Source organism: Pantoea osteomyelitidis (assembly GCF_044342975.1).
Lineage (GTDB): Bacteria > Pseudomonadota > Gammaproteobacteria > Enterobacterales > Enterobacteriaceae > Pantoea > Pantoea osteomyelitidis.
The window spans coordinates 375834-394245 of sequence record NZ_JBGFSN010000005.1 but is presented as its reverse complement, the minus strand read 5'-3'; the positions used below and the strand labels follow the sequence as shown (position 1 = coordinate 394245).

Here is an 18412-nt window from a genome sequence, read left to right as displayed (position 1 = left end):
TCAGGATTCCGCAGAACGCCAGCGACGCCACTGGCGTCCCGAAGCGCGGCTCAGTCGGTCGAGCCAGAGATAAACCACCGGCGTGGTAAACAGCGTTAACAGCTGGCTAAGCGCCAGCCCGCCAGCAATCGCCAGCCCGAGCGGGCTGCGCAGATCGGCATCGCCGCCGCTGCCCAGCGCCAGCGGCAGCGCGCCGAAAAAGGCGGCCAGCGTGGTCATCATGATGGGACGAAAACGCATCAGGCACGCCTGGATAATCGCCTGCTGCGGCGAAACGCCGAGGCGACGCTCCGCGTCCAGGGCGAAGTCGATCATCATAATGGCGTTTTTCTTTACGATGCCGATCAGCAGAATAATGCCGATCAGCGCGATTACCGTGAGCTGAGTATTCGTCAGCAGCAACAGCAACAGCGCGCCCACCCCCGCCGAGGGCAAGGTCGAGAGAATGGTGAGCGGATGGATATAGCTCTCATAGAGCACGCCGAGCACAATATAGACCGCCGCCAGCGCGGCGATGATCAGCCACGGCATGGTCGCGGTGAGGTCAGAAAAAGCTTTCGCCGTACCCTGGAAGCCCGCCTGAATTGTCGACGGCAGGCCAATTTTCGCCATCGCCTGTTTGATCAGCGTCTGCGCCTGCGCCAGCGAGACGCCGTCGTTCAGGTTGAAGGCCACGGTACTGGTGGCCGACTGTCCCTGATGCGCCACCGACAGCGGCGCGTTGCCGCCCTGAAAGCGGGCGAAGGCGGAGAGCGGCACGCGGTCGCCGCTATCGTTGATAACATACAGCTGCTGCAAAATTTCCGGGTCGCGCGTGTAGCTATCCTGTAGCGTCATCACCACATGGTACTGATTCAGCGTGTGATAGAGCGTGGCGATCTGGCGCTGGCTGAAAGCGTTATTCAGCAGGGTATCCAGCATAGCCACATCCACGCCGAGGCGCGTGGCACGGTCGCGATCGATATCGATCACCACTTCCTGACCGCCGGTCTGGGCATCGGAATCAACGCTGTTGAGCTGCGGGATCGCCGCCAGCGCCTGCTGCACCTTTGGCGTCCATTCGCGCAGCGTATCGAGATCGTCCGCCTGCAAACTGTACTGATACGTGGCGTTGGCGCTGCGTCCGCCGATATGCAGATCCTGCGCCGCCATCAGAAACAGCTGTGCGCCGGCAATATGGCGCGTTTTGGCGCTCAGCCGGTTCGCCACTTCGGTGGCGCTGGCGTCGCGCTGGTCCAGATCCTTAAGATGCACAAAGAAGTTAGCGCTGTTGCGCGAGCCAAACATCCCGCTGCCCATCGAGGACATCACCGCGTCTACCGCCGGATCGGATTCGATGATTTTGGTGAAGGCCAGCATCTTCGGCTTCATCGCCTGGAAGGAGATGTTCTGATCGGCGCGCAGCGCGCCCATCAGCAGGCCGGTATCCTGATTAGGGAAGAAGCCTTTCTGCACCACCGAATAGAGAAACAGATTGAGCAGAACCGTAAGCAGCAGGCTGAGCATGGTCAGCTTCTGATGGCGCATCACCCAGTTCAGCGCGCGGGCATAGGCAGCCAGCAGACGGTTGAGCTGGTTCTCAATAAACTGATAAAGCGGATGCGGACGCTTGCGAACCGCAGACTTAGGCTTCAGTAAACGCGAACAGAGCATCGGCGTCAGGCTGAGGGAGACAAACATTGAGATCACCAGCGACACCGTCAGCGTCACGGCAAATTCACGAAACAGGCGACCCACAATGCTGCCCATTAGCAGAATCGGAATAAACACCGCCACCAGCGACAGGGTCATCGACAGCACGGTAAAGCTCACCTCATGCGCCCCGCGCAGCGCTGCACGCAGCGGACTGAGTCCCTCTTCGATATGGCGCGTAATGTTCTCCAGCACCACGATGGCGTCATCCACCACGAAGCCGGTGGCGATAATCAGCGCCATCAGCGACAGGTTGTCGAGGCTGTAGCCAAGCAGATACATCACCGCGCAGGTGCCGATCAGCGAAACCGGCAGCGCCAGCGCCGGAATGATCACCGCCTGCAGGTTACGCAGAAACACAAACACCACCGCGATCACCAGCAGTATCGCCACCAGCAGCGTCTCTTCGGTATCGTAGAGCGAAGCGCGCACCGTGGGCGAACGGTCGATCACCAGTTTCAACTGCGTATCCGCTGGCAAATCTTTTGTAAGCGATGGCAGCTGCGCCTTGATGGCGTCGATGGTCTCCAACATGTTGGCACCCGCCTGGCGCGTTACGCCAACCATCACCGCCGGGGTGGCGTTGAGGTAGCCGACGCTGTATTTGTCCTCCACCGAGTCGTACACGGTGGCGACATCGTGCAGGCGCACCGCTTTGCCATCCTGATAGCTGACAATCAGGTTGCGATACTGCGCCGCCTTGTCAAGCTGGCCGTTGCTGTCCACCACCCACGACTGGCTGCTGCCCTGCAACATTCCTTTCGGCAGGTTGGTGGTGCTGTTGGCGATGGCGCTGCGCACCGTGTCGAGGGAGATACCGTAGTGCGTCAGCTTGAGCGGTTGCAGATCGATGCGCACCGCCGGCAAGGCGCTGCCCATCAAGGATACGGAGCCGACGCCCTGTACCTGCGCCATTGCCTGCTCGATCTTGCTCTCGGCCAGATCGTACAGCTCGCCCGGCGTACGCGTGGTCGAGGTAAGCGCCAGCATCACGATCGGCGCATCGGAGGGGTTGGCTTTACGGTAGGTGGGCAGCGACTCCATGCTGCTCGGCAGCAGGCTGCGCGCGGCGTTGATCGCCGCCTGCACGTCGCGCGCCGCGCCGTTGATGTCGCGGTTGAGGTCAAACTGCAAAATAATGGTGCTGGAGCCCTGGGAACTGCTGGAGGTCATCTCGCTGATACCGGCGATTTGCCCTAACGCGCGCTCCAGCGGCGTCGCCACCGTGGCCGCCATGGTTTCCGGGCTGGCGCCTGCGAGGCTGGCGCTCACCATAATGGTGGGGAAATCGACCTGCGGCAGCGGCGCTACCGGCAATAACCGGTAGCCGAGCGCGCCCAGCAGCAGGATCGCCAGCGTCAGCAGCAGGGTCGCCACCGGACGAAAAATAAACAGCCGGGTGAGATTCATTACTGCCCCCGCGCCTGCTGCTGTTTGCGCTGCATGTAGCCTTTGCCGCGTTGCGCCAGACCGTCAAACCAGAGGTAGATCACCGGCGTGGAGAAAAGCGTCAGCGCCTGGCTGACGATCAGGCCGCCGACAATCGCCAGCCCCAGCGGCTGCCGCAGCTCGGCGCCGGAGCCGGAGGCGAGCATCAGCGGCAGCGCGCCGAGCAGCGCCGCCATGGTGGTCATCAGGATCGGGCGAAAGCGCAGCAGGCAGGCCTGATGGATCGCCTCGCGCGCGCTCATATGCTGCTTGTTCTCCGCATCAAGGGCGAAGTCGATCATCATAATCGCGTTTTTCTTCACGATGCCGATCAGCAGGATCACCCCGATAAGCGCGATCAGGCTGAACTCGCTGCCCGCCAGCATCAGCGTCAGCAGCGCCCCTACCGCCGCCGAGGGCAGCGTCGAGAGGATGGTTACCGGATGGATAAAGCTTTCATAGAGAATGCCCAGCACCACATACATGGTGAGCAGCGCGGCGAGGATCAGCCAGAGCGTATTGCCGGTGGCGCTCTGGAATGCCGCCGTTTCGCCCTGATAGCGCAGCGTGATGGCGGAGGGAAGCTGAAGCTGCTCGCTCGCCTCGGCAATCGCCTTCTGTCCATCCTCCAGCGAATAGCCGGGGTTGAGGTTAAATGACACCATCACCGCCGGGAACTGGTTCAGGCGCATATGCATCAGGGAGCCGGTGCGCTGATGAATAGTGGCGATAGCGGTCAGCTTCACCATGCCGTTGCTGCTGGTTTCGCTGCTGTCGCTGCTGGTGGTGGAACTATTGCTGCTACTGGTACTGGTACTGGTACTGGTACTGGTACTGGTACTGGTAGTGCTGCTGCTGGTTGAAGGTTGCAGATACACATCATCAAAAGAGGCTGGCGACTGCTGATACTTCGGCGCAACCTCCAGCACCACGCGATACTGGTTCGACTGGGTAAAAATGGTGGAGACCAGGCGCTGGCCAAAAGCGTTATAGAGCGCGGTATCCACGTCGGAAGCGGTAATGCCGTAGCGCGCCGCTTTATCACGGTTCAGCTCCACCCAGGCGACGCGTCCCTGATCCTGCAGGTTGCTTACCACGCCATTGAATTCGGCGCGCTGCTGCAACGCGCTGATGAGCTTCGGCGTCCAGCTTGCCAGATCCTCGCTATCGGCATCGTCGAGAGTGAATTGATACTGGCTCGGCGTGACCTGATCGTTAACGGTAAGATCCTGCGCTGGCTGCATATAAAGCTGAATGCCTGCCACCTGCGCCGCCGCCTGCTGCAATTGCTTAATCACCACATCCGCTTTATCGTCGCGCTCATCGAACGGCTTAAGGTTGATCTGAATACGACCGCTGTTAAGGCTGGTGTTGGTGCCGTCAATGCCGATGGTCGAGGAGAGACTTTCCACCGCCGGGTTTTGCAGGATAGTTTTCGCCAGCGCCTGCTGCCGCTTCGCCATCTCGTTAAACGAGACATCCTGCGAGGCGATAGTCACCCCCTGAATCAGCCCGGTATCCTGGGTCGGGAAAAAGCCTTTCGGAATCATGATATAGAGCAGCGCGGTCAGAGCAAAGGTCGCCAGCGCCACCAGCAGCGTCAGCTTCTGATGATTAAGCACGATGGTCAACAGCCGGTCGTAGCCGCGAATCAGCTTATCGAAAAACTCGCCGCCCTTACGCGAAAAGCGCGACTGCTTTTCCGGCGGGATATGCTTCAGAAGATAAGCGCAGAGCATCGGCGTCAGCGTCAACGAAACCACCATCGACACCAGAATCGACACCGCCAGGGTAATGGCGAACTCACGGAACAGCCTGCCCACCACGTCGCCCATAAACAGCAGTGGGATCAGCACTGCAATCAGCGAGAAGGTGAGTGAAATAATGGTAAAGCCAATCTGCTGCGAGCCTTTCAGCGCCGCTTCCATCGGCGTTTCCCCCTGCTCCAGCCGCCGCGAGATGTTCTCTACCACCACAATGGCGTCATCGATAACGAAGCCGGTGGCGATGGTCAGCGCCATCAGCGACAGATTGTTCAGGCTGAAATCGGCCAGATACATCACGCCGAAGGTGCCGATCAGCGAGAGCGGCACCGCCACGCTGGGGATCAGCGTCGCCGCCACGTTGCGTAAAAACAGAAAGGTGACCATCACTACCAGCGCAACAGAGAGCATCAGCTCGAACTGGACGTCGCTGATGGAGGCGCGAATGGTCTGGGTGCGGTCGGAGAGAATGGTCATTTTCACCCCGTCCGGCAGCGCCGCCTGTAGCCTGGGCAGCTGCGCCTTGATGTTATCCACCACCTGAATCACGTTTGCGCCCGGCTGACGCTGGACGCCAATCACAATCGCCGGGCTGTTATTCGCCCAGGCGGACTGATAGCTGTTTTCCGGCCCCTGCTCAATATGGGCAATATCACGCAGGCGCAGCGCCGCGCCGTTCTGATACGTCAGGATCAGGTTGCCATACTCGTCGGCGGTGCGCAGCTGATCATTGGCATCGATGGTGACCGAATGGTATTTGCCATCGAAGCCCCCTTTCGAGCCGTTCACGTTGCTGTTGCCGATCAGCGTGTTCACATCCTCCAGCGTCAGGCCGTGCGCCGCCAGCGCCTGCGGGTTCATCTGCACGCGGATTGCGGGCTGATGCCCGCCCGCCAGCGTCACCATCCCTACCCCGGAAATCTGCGACAGCTTCAGCGCCACGCGGGTGTTCACCAGATCCTGCACCTGGGTGAGCGGCAGGGTGTCAGAGCTGGCGGCAAGGGTGATCACCGCACTGTCCGCCGGGTTGACCTTTTTATAGGTGGGCGGATTGGGCAGATCGTTCGGCAACAGATTATTGGCGGCGTTGATCGCCGCCTGCACTTCCTGCTCCGCCACGTCGAGGGAGAGATCGAGCCCAAACTTCAGCGTGATAATTGAGGAGCCGCCGGAGCTGCTGGAGGTCATCTGGCTCAGCCCCGCCATCTGGCCAAGCTGGCGCTCCAGCGGCGAGGTTATCGAGGAGGCCATCACGTCAGGGCTGGCGCCCGGATAGAGGGTAGTCACCTGAATGGTGGGATAGTCCACCTGCGGCAGCGCCGAGGTGGAGAGAAAACGGTAAGCGAAAAGACCGGCAATCAACATGCCAACCATCAGCAGGATGGTAGCGACCGGACGCAGGATAAACAGACGTGACGGGTTCATTTTGCCTCTGCGTTTGCGGCGGTCTGCACGCTATTTTCGTCAGCAAGCGTGACTTTACTGCCGTTGGTCAGACGATCGAGTCCCTCCGTGACCAGCCTGTCGCCGGGCTGTACGCCGCTGAGGATCGCCTGTTGATCATCGTTCAGAGCCGGACCCGCCTGCACCGCTTTGCGCGTCACGCTGTTGTCTTTGTTGATCATAAACACAAAGCTGCCGTCGCTGCTGAGTTGCAATGCCTGGGTCGGGATCACCGTGGCCTGTGACAGCGTGCCGGTTTGCAGACGCAGGTTCACGAACTGATTGGCATAGAGCGCATCGTTCTCGTTCGGGAAGGTCGCCTTCAGCTCCACCGTACCGGTAGAGGTATCGATCTGGTTGCTGATGAACTTCACCTCCCCCTGCGCCAGCACGCTGTTGTTATCCTCGTCGAACGCGGTAGCGGGCAGCGCCTGGCCGTTATGCAACGCTTTGACCAGCGTCGGGATATTGCTCTGCGGCACGCTGAAGGTGACCGCGGCTGGCTGCATCTGAGTGAGGGTCACCAGGCCGGTGGTGTCGCTGGTGTGTACCATATTGCCGGGATCGACCTGACGCAGGCCGACGCGTCCGCTAACCGGCGCGGTAATACGCGCGTATTCGATATTCAGCCGGGCGCTGGCGATCTGCGCCTCGTCTGCCGCCACCGCGCCGCGATACTGTCCGACAGTCGCGATTTGGGTATCGAGATCCTGACGCGACAGCGAATCCTGCGCCGCCAGCTTGCGATAGCGCGCCAGGGTCAGCTCGGCGCTTTTCAGCAGCGCCTGGTTCTCATTCAGCTCGCCCTGATACTGCGCCAGCGTCGCCTGATAGCTGCGAGGGTCGATCTGCGCCAGCAGCTGGCCCGCTTCCACCTTCTGCCCTTCGGTGAAGTAGACTTTTTCCAGCTGTCCGTCGACGCGGCTGGTGACCGTGACGCTGGCGTTCGGGATCACCGTGCCGAGCGCATTCAGGTAGACCGGCACGTCAGCGGTGGTCGCCACCCCACTGTGCACCAGGGTTGCGCCGCCGCCCATCATCATACCTGGGCCGCCGCGTCCACCCGGCGGCCTACCGCCTCCCGCGCCTTTGCCGCCCGGCAGCAGACGCCAGGCCACAGCGGCGATAATCAGCAGGATCAGTAACAGGAGAAGCCATTTGAGCCAGCGGGAGCGAGACGGTCGGGAGGCGTTAATAATCATCGAACTCTTCAGTAAAGGGATAAAAGGAAAATCCCCTGCAAAGCCAGGGGATTATTTCGGTGCTAAATCATTACTGCTTGTATTATCGACTACAGCCGTACCGTTTTTCCATGTGCAAACCGTAAGGTTTACGTTAAGAAGAACGGGATTTCCAGCCGCCGCCGAGGGCCTTATACAGGGTGATTTTCTGGTTCAGCTGGCTCAGATGCGCGGCAATCAGCGTCTGCTGCGCAGCGTAAAGCGAACGTTGGGCCACCAATACATTGAGATAATTATCTACACCCTTGTTAAAGCGCAATTCAGAATAATCGTAGTCGCGCTGGTTAGCCGCTACCTCTTTTTGCAAGGCAACAAGCTGATCCTGATAAGTATCCTGACCTGCCAGCGCATCGCTCACCTCTCTGAAGGCGGTCTGAATCGCCTTTTCATAATTAGCGATCTCAATGCGTTTTTCAATTTTAGCCACGTTCAGATTGGCCTCGTTTACCCCGCCGTCAAAGATCGGCAGATTAACCGAAGGCACAAACGACCAGGCAGCGGTGCCGCCTTCCAGCAGATGCCCCAGAGAGCTGCTTGTCGATCCGCCTGACGCCGTCAGCGAGATGCTGGGAAAGAAGGCGGCGCGCGCTGCGCCAATATTGGCGTTAGCGGCTTTCAGGCTGTGCTCGGCAGCGATGATATCGGGACGTCGCGTCAGCAGATCGGATGGCAGTCCCGCTGGCGTCTGCGGAAATTGCCAGTTGGCGTTCAGCGTGGCGTGAGCCAGTAGTGAAGCAGGCAAACTGGTGCCCGCCAGCAGGCGCAGCGCATTCACATCCTGTCGAACCTGACGGGTATAGCTGGCCACATCCGCCTCGGCGCTGCGCACCGTGGTTTCCGCTTCGGCCAGCTCCTGCTCGCTGCTGACGCCGCCATCATAGCTTATTTTGGTCAGCCGGTACGAAGTCTGCTGGCTCTGCACGGTTTGCTGCGCCAGATGCAGCAGATCGTTATCCGAACAGAGCGTCAGCCAGGCGGAGGCAACCTCGGCTATCAGTGAAATCTGCGTCGCGCGCTGCGTTGCCGCCGTAGAGAGATAACTCTCCTGCGCCTCATCGCGCAGGCTGCGCAGGCGACCAAAGAAGTCAAGCTCCCACGAGGTCACGCCCAGTCCGGCGTTAAGCTCATGATAGGTAACCGCGCCGCTGCTCTGCGTGTTGTAGAGATTAGCGGGCAGGTGTTCTGATGTCTGGCTGGCGGTGGCGTCGATTGACGGCAGCAGCGCCGCGCGGTCAATCTGCACCTGCGCGCGCGCCTGCTCCACGTCCAGCGCCGCCACGCGCAGGTCACGGTTATTTTTCAGCGCCAGATCAATCAGATTGCGCATCGTGGCATCGGTGAAAAAATTCTGCCACGGCAGATCCGCCACATTGCCCGGCGATGTCGCCTGATCGTAGTGAGCCGTGACCGGCATTGCCGGTCGTTGATAGTTGGGCTGCAAGGTGCAGCCGCTGAGCCCAATGACGGCGGCCAGCGGCAGCAGCGCCCGGGGAAAAGCGTTAATGAACATGCTGACTTACCTCAGAGGAACGTTTTTTCTTGCGCGAGAAGAGCTGCGCGACAACCACATAAAACATTGGAACAAAAAAGATGGCGAGGAAGGTGGCGGTGAGCATACCGCCTACCACCGCCGTACCGATGGAGTGCTGACTGCCCGCGCCTGCGCCGTGCGAAATGGTCAGCGGCACAACCCCGAGCACGAAGGCCATCGATGTCATGATGATGGGACGAATACGCAGGCGCGCCGCATCAACCGCCGCCTCTACCAGGCTTTTACCCTCTTTCTCATGCAGCTCTTTGGCAAATTCGACGATCAGGATGGCGTTTTTTGCCGCCAGACCCACGGTGGTCAGCAGGCCGACCTGGAAGAAAACATCGTTCTGCAAACCGCGCAGCAGTACGGCGCCGATGGTGCCCAGCACCCCCAGCGGCACGACCAGCAGTACCGAGAACGGGATCGACCAGCTTTCATACAGCGCCGCCAGGCAGAGAAACACCACCAGAACCGAGATGGCGTAAAGCTGGGTAGTCTGGGAACCCGACGCCTGCTCCTCATAAGAGATGCCATGCCACTGCACGCGGAAACCCTTCGGCAATTTGGCTGCAACTTCGTTCACCGCCTGCATCGCTTCGCCGCTGCTGTAGCCGCTGGCGGGCGAGCCCATGATCTCTTCGGCGGAAATGCCGTTAAAGCGCTCGTAGCGGGGCGAGCCTGTCACCCATTCGCCGCTGGCAAAGGCGGAGAACGGCACCATGGTGCCGCTGCTGTTGCGGAAGTACCAACGGTTCATATCTTCTGGCGTGACGCGCGAGTCCGCTTTACCCATCAGGTAAACTTTTTTCACACGGCCGTTATACATGAACTGGTTAACGTAGCTGGAACCCCAGGCGACGGAGAGGGTGTCGTTGATGTCGGCAAGGCTCAAACCCAGCGCGCTGGCGCGTTCGTCATTAATGGTCAGCTGATATTCCGGCTCATCTTCCATACCGTTCATGCGCACCGCCGACATACGCTTGTCCTGGTTCGCCAGCTGGATAAATTGCCGGGTGGCATTCATCAACGCCTGATGGCCGCGGTTAAGCGTATCCTGCAGATAGAAGTCGAAGCCGGTGGCGTTGCCCAGTTCCATTACCGCTGGCGGCACCATAGCGAAGATCTTCGCATTTTTGTAACTGGCGAAATGGGCCATGGTGCGCGCGGCCAGATCCTGCACGCTCTGCCCTGAGGCGGTACGCTTGCTCCAGTCATTGAGGCGGATAAAGGCCATGCCGCTGCTCTGCCCGCGCCCGGCGAAGTTGAAGCCGTTAGCGGCGAAAACCGAGCTGACGACGCTGGCTTCATTTTTATGCATCCAACTGTTCAGATCGTTGAGCACCTGCTGGGTGCGCTGGGACGAGGCGTTGGTCGGCAGCGTTACCTGCACCATCATCAGTCCCTGATCTTCATCCGGCAGGAAGGAAGTCGGCACGCGGGTGAACAGAAAACCTGTTATCGCCACAATCACCAGCCAGACCACCATAAACAGACCACGGCGCGAGATCACTTTGCTCACGCCGCGCGTATAGTGCAGCGTACCGGCATCAAAGTAGCGGTTGAACCAGCCAGCAAGACCGGTGGTTTTGTGCTCAGCCGAGGCGGATTTCAGCAGAGTAGAGCAGAGCGCCGGGGTAAAGATCAGCGCCATCAGCACCGACAGCGCCATTGCCGAGACGATAGTGATTGAGAACTGGCGATAGATAACGCCGGTAGAGCCGGCAAAAAAGGCCATCGGCAGTAATACCGCCGCCAGCACCAATGCGATACCAAACAGCGCGCCCTGTATCTGCTGCATCGATTTAATGGTGGCGGCTTTAGGCTCAAGCTGTTCGTCATGCATCACGCGCTCGACGTTCTCTACCACCACAATGGCATCATCCACCAGTAGCCCGATCGCCAGCACCATCCCAAACATCGTCAGGGTGTTAATGCTGTAGCCAAAAGCGGCAAGGATGCCGAAGGTGCCGAGTAGCACCACCGGCACCACCATGGTGGTGACCAACGTGGCGCGCAGGTTCTGCAGAAAAATCAGCATCACAAAGAAGACCAGCACAATTGCTTCGATCAGCGTTTTTACCACTTCTTCGATAGAGGCGCTGACCACCGGCGAGGTATCATAGGGATAGGTCACCTCGACGTTATCGGGCAGCGAATCCTGCAGGTTGGCGATGGTTGCGCGCACCGCTTTGGCCGTGTCAAGTTCGTTCGCCCCGGTCGCCAGACGCAGCGCGATACCGGCTGAAGGCTGACCGTTCAGGGTGGAGTCGATGGTGTAGCTTTCCGGGCCGAGCGCCACGTTTGCCACATCTTTCAGGCGCACCTGAGAGCCGTCGCTATTGACCTTCAGCAGAATGTTTTCAAACTGCTTCACGGTGGTAAAACGTGATTTGCCGAGAATAGTGGCGCTGGTTTTGGCGCCGGGCACCGTCGGCATACCGCCGAGAGAGCCGGAGGAAACCTGCACGTTCTGATTGCTGATGGCGCTCGAGACGTCGCTGGGGATCAGGCTATATTTGTCGAGTTTGGCCGGGTCGAGCCAGATGCGCATGGCATACTCCGCGCCCAACACCATAAAATCGCCAACGCCTTTGGTACGGGAGATGGGATCCTCCAGCTTCGACACCAGCAGGTCGGCGAGATCGCCATTGCTCAGCTTGCCATCTTTTGAACTCAGGCCCACCACCATCATAAAGTTGGACTGATATTTACGAATACGCAGCCCCTGCTCCGTCACCTCGCTCGGCAGTTGCGCCTCCGCCAGCGACACGCGGTCCTGCACCTGTACCTGGGCGGTATCGGGATCGGTGCCCTGGTTAAAGGTCACAATGATTTGCGCGCTGCCGTCGCTGTTGCTTTGCGACTCCAGATAGCGCAGGCCGTCAAGACCATTCAGCTGCTGCTCAATAACCTGCACCACAGTATTCTGCGTGGTTTCCGCGCTGGCGCCGGGATAGGTTACCGAGATGGAGACCGCAGGCGGAGAGATGTTGGGATATTGGTTGACCGGTAAGTTCAGGGTGGCGATAGCGCCTACCAGCATCACGATAATCGCCACAACCCAGGCAAAAATTGGACGCTCAATAAAAAACGTAGACATTGCGCCTCCTTATTGTGCCGCGGGATCGGTCATTGAGAGGCTGATTTTGCTGGCGTCCGGCGTGTCATCAACGTTGGCGGCGACCGTTTTCACTTTGCTGCCGCTGCGCACATTCTGTGTGCCGTTTACCACTACCTGCTCGCCGGCTTTCAGGCCGCTGACGATCAGCCATTCGCCGTTCACCATTTCGCCGGTGGCAACGCTGCGCTGCGCGACGCTGCTGTCGCTGTTCACCACAAATACGTAAGGCTGACCTTTGGTGTCATGCATAACCGCTTCCTGCGGCACCAGAATGCCCTGCTGTTCGATCCCCTGCGGGAAGCTGGCGTGCACGTACATGCCAGGCAACAGTTCGTTATGCGGATTCGGGAATACCGCTCGCAGCACCACGGTGCCGGTAGCTTCATTGACGTTGACTTCGGAGAAGGCGAGCTTGCCCTCCTGTGGGTATGCCGAGCCATCTTCCAGCGTCAGCTTCACCGCAGCGGTGTCATCGCCGACTTTCTCCAGCTTGCCTTGCGCCAGCGCCCGGCGCAGGCGCAGCAGATCGGCGGAAGATTCACTGACGTCAACGTAGATGGGATTGAGCTGCTGAATGGTAGCGAGGTAATCGGTCTGGCCACTGGTAACCAGCGCCCCTTCAGTCACCAGCGAACGGCTGATATGGCCGGAGATGGGGGCCTTCACCAGCGTGTAATCGAGATTAACTTTGGCGGTTTCGAGATCGGCTTTCGCCTCCCGTTCGGCCGCTACCGCATCATCGTAAGTCTGCTGGCTGATGGCATGAGCCGCGGCCAGCGGCTGATAACGCTTGCTGAGCATGGCGTCATTTTTCCAGGTTGCCAGCGCTTTGTCATAGGTCGCCTGATAGGTGCTGGGATCGATCTGATAGAGCGGCTGACCCGCTTTGACTTCCCCACCCTCGGTAAACAGGCGCTTCTGAATAATGCCGCTTACCTGTGGCCGCACTTCGGCGGTTTTCACCGCGTTGGTGCGGCCAGGTAGTTGGGTCAGTAAGGTCACGGGCTCGCTTTTCAGGGTCACCACGCCGACTTCCGTACTGGAAGACGCGGCGGGAGCAACGGTTCCCTGATCGCAGGCTGCCAGCAAAAACACGACGCTGACAGAAAGGAGTTTCAGACGCATAGTTTTTCTCAATAATGTAGGTGAAAGTAACGGGGGTGATTATTCTCAAAGATGGCATTGTAGAGAATGAACAAAAACGCAGCTGTAAAGGTTGCGTAAAATATATTTTCGAAACAAAACCATTGAATCTTTTGTGCTTCAGCCTTTGGGTTCAATGCCGCGCCGTCGCAGTTCCCGGCGAGCCAGCTCCTTTAACCAACAGGAGAGCGTGATATTTTCGTTATCGGTCAGCGTCCGCAGCTGATCGTGCAGTTGCGGATGGATACGTATCTGAAATGCCGCCGACCTGCCCGCTCCACGCAGCGTTCTGTCTTTGATTTTTGGCATAGCGTTTTCAGTGATTTATTGAAGGGAAACAGGCGCCTCTTGCTGCGCTACCCACACAGTAAGAGGCTGGCGAACCGTCACGGAATGCGGGGTAACGGTGCGTTGGGGAGTAACATACAGGAAGCGTAATTTTGATGTTCGTGTGAAAGCGTTAAGTGTTTGATAAGAGGTGTGAGCAGTTTAGCGAGGTGAAACGAGGTGTGTTATTTCACACCTCGTTTACAGTTTGCGTTTTCAGGATTTATCGGCAGGTTTGCTGTAGAGCGCATCGGGCGCAATATTCATATGCTTCAGCACCGGCCCCATGATATTGCCGAAAATCGGCGCTGCCACCGAACCACCAAAGTGATCGCCTGCCGTGGGATGGTTGATCATCACCACCAGCGCGACCTCAGGATGGCTGGCGGGCGCCACGCCAGCGGTATAGTTAACGTAGCCGCCATCATATTTGCCGCTGCTGCCCATTTTTTCTGCGGTACCGGTTTTCGTCGCCAGACGGTAGCCAGGCACCGCCGCACGAATCCCCGTACCGCCGGGCAGCACGTCGCTTTCCAGCATATGCACCACGGTTTGCACCGTCTCCGGATTCGCCACCTGCTTGCCCAGCACCGGCGGGGTGACTTTGGTTATCGAGAGCGGACGATAGGTGCCGAACGAACCCAGGGTGGCGTACTCACGGGCGATTTGCAGCGGCGTGACGCGCAGACCGTAGCCGAAGGAGAAGGTGGCGCGTTCAATGTCCGCCCAGCGCTCGCGATGCAGCGGGAAGTAGCCTACGCTCTCGCCCGTCAGGCCGAGGCCGGTCGGCTTACCAAGGCCGAAGGCGTGGTAAGTATTCACCAGCGCTTCCGCCGGCATCGCCAGCGCAATGTGAGAAACGCCGATGTCGCTCGACTTCTGCAAAATGCCGGTCATCGTCAGGCGCGGCCAGTGTCCGACGTCGCGAATCAGGTGGCCGTTCACGCTGTATGGCGTGGTATCGATCACTGAATCTGGCCGCACCAGATGGCGCTCCAGGCCTTCCATTACCACCAGCGGCTTCACGGTGGAACCTGGCTCAAAGCTGTCGTTGATCGCCACGTTGCGCATCTGCGCGGGCGTCGCGCCATCGTAGTTATTCGGGTTGAAAGAGGGATAGGAGGCCATGCCGAGGATTTCACCGGTATCGATCTTCACCAGCACCGCCGCGCCGGAATCCGCTTTGTTCAGCAAAACCCCGTCACGCAGCTTGCTGTAGAGCGTGTACTGATCGAACTTATCGATGCTCAGCTGCACCGTGGGCGGCTGCTTCGGCGGCTGATAATCGATCATGGCGATGATATTGCCCTCACGGTCCTGACGATAAACTTCTTTGCCCGCTTCGCCCTGCAGCACTTTATCAAAGCCGCGCTCCAGCCCGTTCAGGCCGATGTTATCGGCACCGACGATGCCGATAAGGGGCGCGGCGGCCTCGCTCATGGGATAGAAACGGCTGTCGTCATAAACCGAGCTGATCCCTTTCAGGTGCAGCTCGGCGATATCTTTCGCGATGCCCAGCTCAATTTTGCGTCCCAGATAAAGGAAGCGCCTCTTCGGATTAGCGGTAATCTGCGCCGCGAGCTGTTCAGGACGTTCATTCAGCGCCGACGCAAGATAGGCCCATTTGGCGCTGGTGAATTCCGGATTCGCTTCCAGCACGCGCTGCGGATCGGCAATGATGTCGCGCGACGGAACGCTAAGCGCCAGCGCGTCGCCGTTACGATCCAGCAGCGTGCCGCGATTGGTCGGCAGCGTCACGGTGCGCAGTGAGCGCTGATCCGCTTCGTGCTCCAGCATCGGATGGTTGATCAGCTGGAGATTGCCGACCCACGCCAACAGCAAAGCTAAACAGCCAAGCACGCCGAGGCAGATCAGGCGAAAGCGAAATGGATTGAAAGGGGCTTTGATCTGGTCTTTTCCCAGTAGTTTTTTTATCCGGGGCATGGCATTCCGCTGCTATAAAAAGTTAAAAGGCACTATCCTGGCGAAAGTTATAAAGAAACAGTCGCTCCGGGAACAGAAAAACTGTGTATCAGTTCGTTATCCGGCGTGCCTGCGCCTTTTATATCGGCTGAAAAGCAGGGAGAAAATCAGGACAAAAAAAACCTGCGCATCTGCGCAGGTTGGTGTAATCAAGAAATTTTTTGATGTTCACCCATCAATACCTCTGGGACCTTGACTGTAGCAAGGCGGGACGATGGGCTGCCATCAAACAAACGCAACAGTTACCGGCAAAATGTAACCAGCCATGAGATCTTTACGCATTTTTGCAACCGCTGCGCTTTTTGATCTCCACCAGGCAACTCATGGCGTTCGGCCCCTGCGTCAGGGAAGAGGTGCCGATATCCAGCGTCAACACATTCGGGTTGCCCGCCCTGTCGTATGGCTGCCACACTTTGCCAAAGCCGGGATCAAACCAGGCGCCGGTGGCGATGGTCACCACGCCCGGCGTCAGCCCCTCGGTGAGCCGCACGCCCGCCAGCATGACGCCGCGCGCGTTGCTGACCTCAATCTCATCGCCGTCTGCAATGCCGCGCGCCGCCGCGTCCAGCGGATGCATCGAAAGCGTTTCATGTCCGGCGGTTTTGTTGCGCTGTACGCTGGCCGTCGCGTCCATCTGACTGTGCAGGCGATCGGCAGGCTGGACGGAGATCATATGCAGCGGATACTCCGCGCTGAGCGGCGCGCCCAGCCACTCCTGCGGCTCACGCCATTCAGGATGCCCCGCCATATCCTCAAGCTGATAGTCAGCAATGGTCTGGCTAAACAGCTCGATTTTACCGCTGGCGGTGCGAATTGGATTGGCCTGCGGGTCGGCGCGGAACGCATCCATAAAGATGTAAGGCTCGCCCCCTTCCGGCACTTCCACGTAGCCACGCTGCCAGAACGCTTCGAATTCCGGCCAGTCGATGCCTTTGCGTGCATGCGCCACAGCGCACTGCTGATAGAGATGTGCGATCCATTCGCGCTCGTTGCGCTGTTCAGTAAAGGCGTCGCGGTAACCGAGACGCTCCGCCAGGTCGGCAAAAATATCGAAATCGTTGCGCGCCTGGTGCTGCGGCCTGATCGCCTGATGCATCGCCAGCACAAAGCGATCGCGCGAGGAACCGCCGATGTCGTTGCGCTCGAGCGTGGTGGTGGCTGGCAGGACAATGTCCGCCATCTGCGCCGCCGGGGTCCAGACGATATCCTGCACCACCACGGTTTGCGGCTTCTGCCATCCTTCCACCAGGCGATTGAGCTGCTGATGATGGTGAAACGGATTGCCGCCTGCCCAGTGCACCATTTGAATATCGGGATAGTGTAACGTCTCCCCCTGGAAGCTGTAGGGCTGGCCGGGATTGAGCAGCATGTCGCTGATGCGCGCCACCGGAATCGCCAGTCCGGAGGGATTGACCCCTGCAGACATCATCGGCGCAGGTCCGTCGATGCGGGGATTGCCGACGCTGTTCATCGAGCCATGGCCAAAGGAGAAGCCGCCGCCCGGCAGGCCTGGCTGACCGAGCATCGAGGAGAGCGCAATCATCATCCAGTAAGGCTGTTCGCCGCGATGGGCGCGCTGCACCGAGTAGGAGCAGGTAATAAAGCTGCGTTTGCCGATCAGCTGCTGCGCCAGCGTTGCGATGCGCGCGGCGGGAATGCCGGTAATGGCGCTGGCCCAGGCGGGGGTTTTCGCCACGCCATCCTGCTCGCCGCGCAGATAGGCGCGCAGCTGCGGCCAGCCCTCGCAGTGGCTGGCAAGAAAGGCGTCGTCAATCGCGCCGCGCTGCTCAATCTCATAGCCGAGCGCCAGCATCAGCGCCACGTCGGTATTGGGACGGATCGGGATCCACTCCGCCTTGACGAACTCAGGGCAGTCGTCGCGCATCGGGCTGATGTTAATCACCGGCGTGCCTTTGGCCGCCAGCTGCTCCAGCGCCGGTTTCAGGCTGTGCTGCCCGGCGCCGCCGGAAGCGACCTGGGCATTTTTCAGCGCCAGCCCGCCGAAGGCGACAAAGATTTCCGCATGTTCCACCACGTCCGGCCAGTCGGTGACCCGGCCGGTAAGCGGCATATAGGTGCCGATAACGTAAGGCAGAAAGAACTGCGCGGCGCCCCAGCTGTAGTTACCCAGCTGATCGACGCCGCCGCCGCCGAGGTTGTAGAAGCGGCGGATCAATGTGCGCGCATGGTTAACGCGACCGGCCGACGACCAGCCGTAGGAGCCATTGAAAATGCCCGACGCGCCGTAGCGATCGCGCACGCGCCGGTTCTCCTCCGCCACCAGATCGAGCGCGGTTTCCCAGTCCACGGCGACAAAATCTTCCCGTCCACGCAGGGTGCGATCGCTCTTTTCGCGCAACTTCAGCCATGAGCGGCGCACCATCGGCTGGCGGATACGTTTATCGGAGTAAACCAGCTCGGGAATGGTGTTGAGCATTGGCGAGGGATCGGCGTCGGCAAAAAAGGGCTCACAGCCCGTCAGGCGATCGTTTTCCGTGACGGCGGTAAAGGCCCCCCAGTGCGCCAGGTGCGGCACTTTTTTTATCATCTCTGTTTGGGTCCGGCAGGCAGGTAAATACGGGAATAGCAGCATAACATGGGGAAGCCATCAGGCGCACGCCTGGGGATAACAGCTGATTTTTCCTTGCTTTTGCGACGCCGCTGACATTCTGTTGGCTTGATGTGCTGTTTGTTTTCCGTAACACTGGGCGGATGTGTAAACGTTTTCCCCGGAAGC

9 protein-coding genes are annotated in these 18412 nt (G+C 59.3%); all 9 read right to left on the bottom strand.

All coding sequences use genetic code 11. The annotated features are described in order from the left end of the window. Positions 1-3102: a multidrug efflux RND transporter permease subunit gene (locus tag ABU178_RS15475; protein WP_397216478.1), complete on the bottom strand. Its 3102-nt coding sequence runs from the start codon at positions 3100-3102 to the stop codon at positions 1-3. Then, entirely contained in the window at positions 3102-6308 is a 3207-nt protein-coding gene (locus ABU178_RS15470; protein WP_397216476.1) for an efflux RND transporter permease subunit, read from the bottom strand. Before ABU178_RS15470 ends, ABU178_RS15475 begins: the two co-directional genes overlap by 1 nt. Then, a complete protein-coding gene (locus ABU178_RS15465; protein WP_397216474.1) occupies positions 6305-7528 on the bottom strand; it encodes an MdtA/MuxA family multidrug efflux RND transporter periplasmic adaptor subunit in 1224 nt (407 codons plus the stop codon). Before ABU178_RS15465 ends, ABU178_RS15470 begins: the two co-directional genes overlap by 4 nt. Before the next feature lie 133 nt (positions 7529-7661). Beyond that, positions 7662-9077 (bottom strand): efflux transporter outer membrane subunit, encoded by a 1416-nt coding sequence (locus ABU178_RS15460; RefSeq protein ID WP_397216472.1) that lies wholly within the window; start codon positions 9075-9077, stop codon positions 7662-7664. Continuing rightward, on the bottom strand, positions 9067-12201 hold the full coding sequence (locus ABU178_RS15455; protein ID WP_397216470.1) for an efflux RND transporter permease subunit: 3135 nt from the start codon (positions 12199-12201) through the stop codon (positions 9067-9069). The genes ABU178_RS15460 and ABU178_RS15455 overlap by 11 nt, the downstream gene beginning before the upstream one ends. Positions 12202-12210: 9 nt before the next feature. After that, the gene (locus tag ABU178_RS15450) at positions 12211-13347 is read right to left on the bottom strand and encodes an efflux RND transporter periplasmic adaptor subunit (RefSeq protein WP_397216468.1); all 1137 of its coding nucleotides are present in this window, start codon (positions 13345-13347) and stop codon (positions 12211-12213) included. 138 nt (positions 13348-13485) lie between these two features. Further along, positions 13486-13674 carry a toxin-antitoxin system HicB family antitoxin gene (locus tag ABU178_RS15445; protein ID WP_397216466.1) on the bottom strand — a complete coding sequence of 63 codons (189 nt, stop codon included), beginning with the start codon at positions 13672-13674 and terminating at the stop codon, positions 13486-13488. Between the two features lie 234 nt (positions 13675-13908). Then, positions 13909-15636: a penicillin-binding transpeptidase domain-containing protein gene (locus tag ABU178_RS15440; RefSeq protein ID WP_397216464.1), complete on the bottom strand. Its 1728-nt coding sequence runs from the start codon at positions 15634-15636 to the stop codon at positions 13909-13911. A gap of 313 nt (positions 15637-15949) precedes the next feature. Next, the gene (locus tag ABU178_RS15435) at positions 15950-18223 is read right to left on the bottom strand and encodes a molybdopterin guanine dinucleotide-containing S/N-oxide reductase (RefSeq protein ID WP_397216462.1); all 2274 of its coding nucleotides are present in this window, start codon (positions 18221-18223) and stop codon (positions 15950-15952) included. Between the last annotated feature and the right edge of the window lie 189 nt (positions 18224-18412).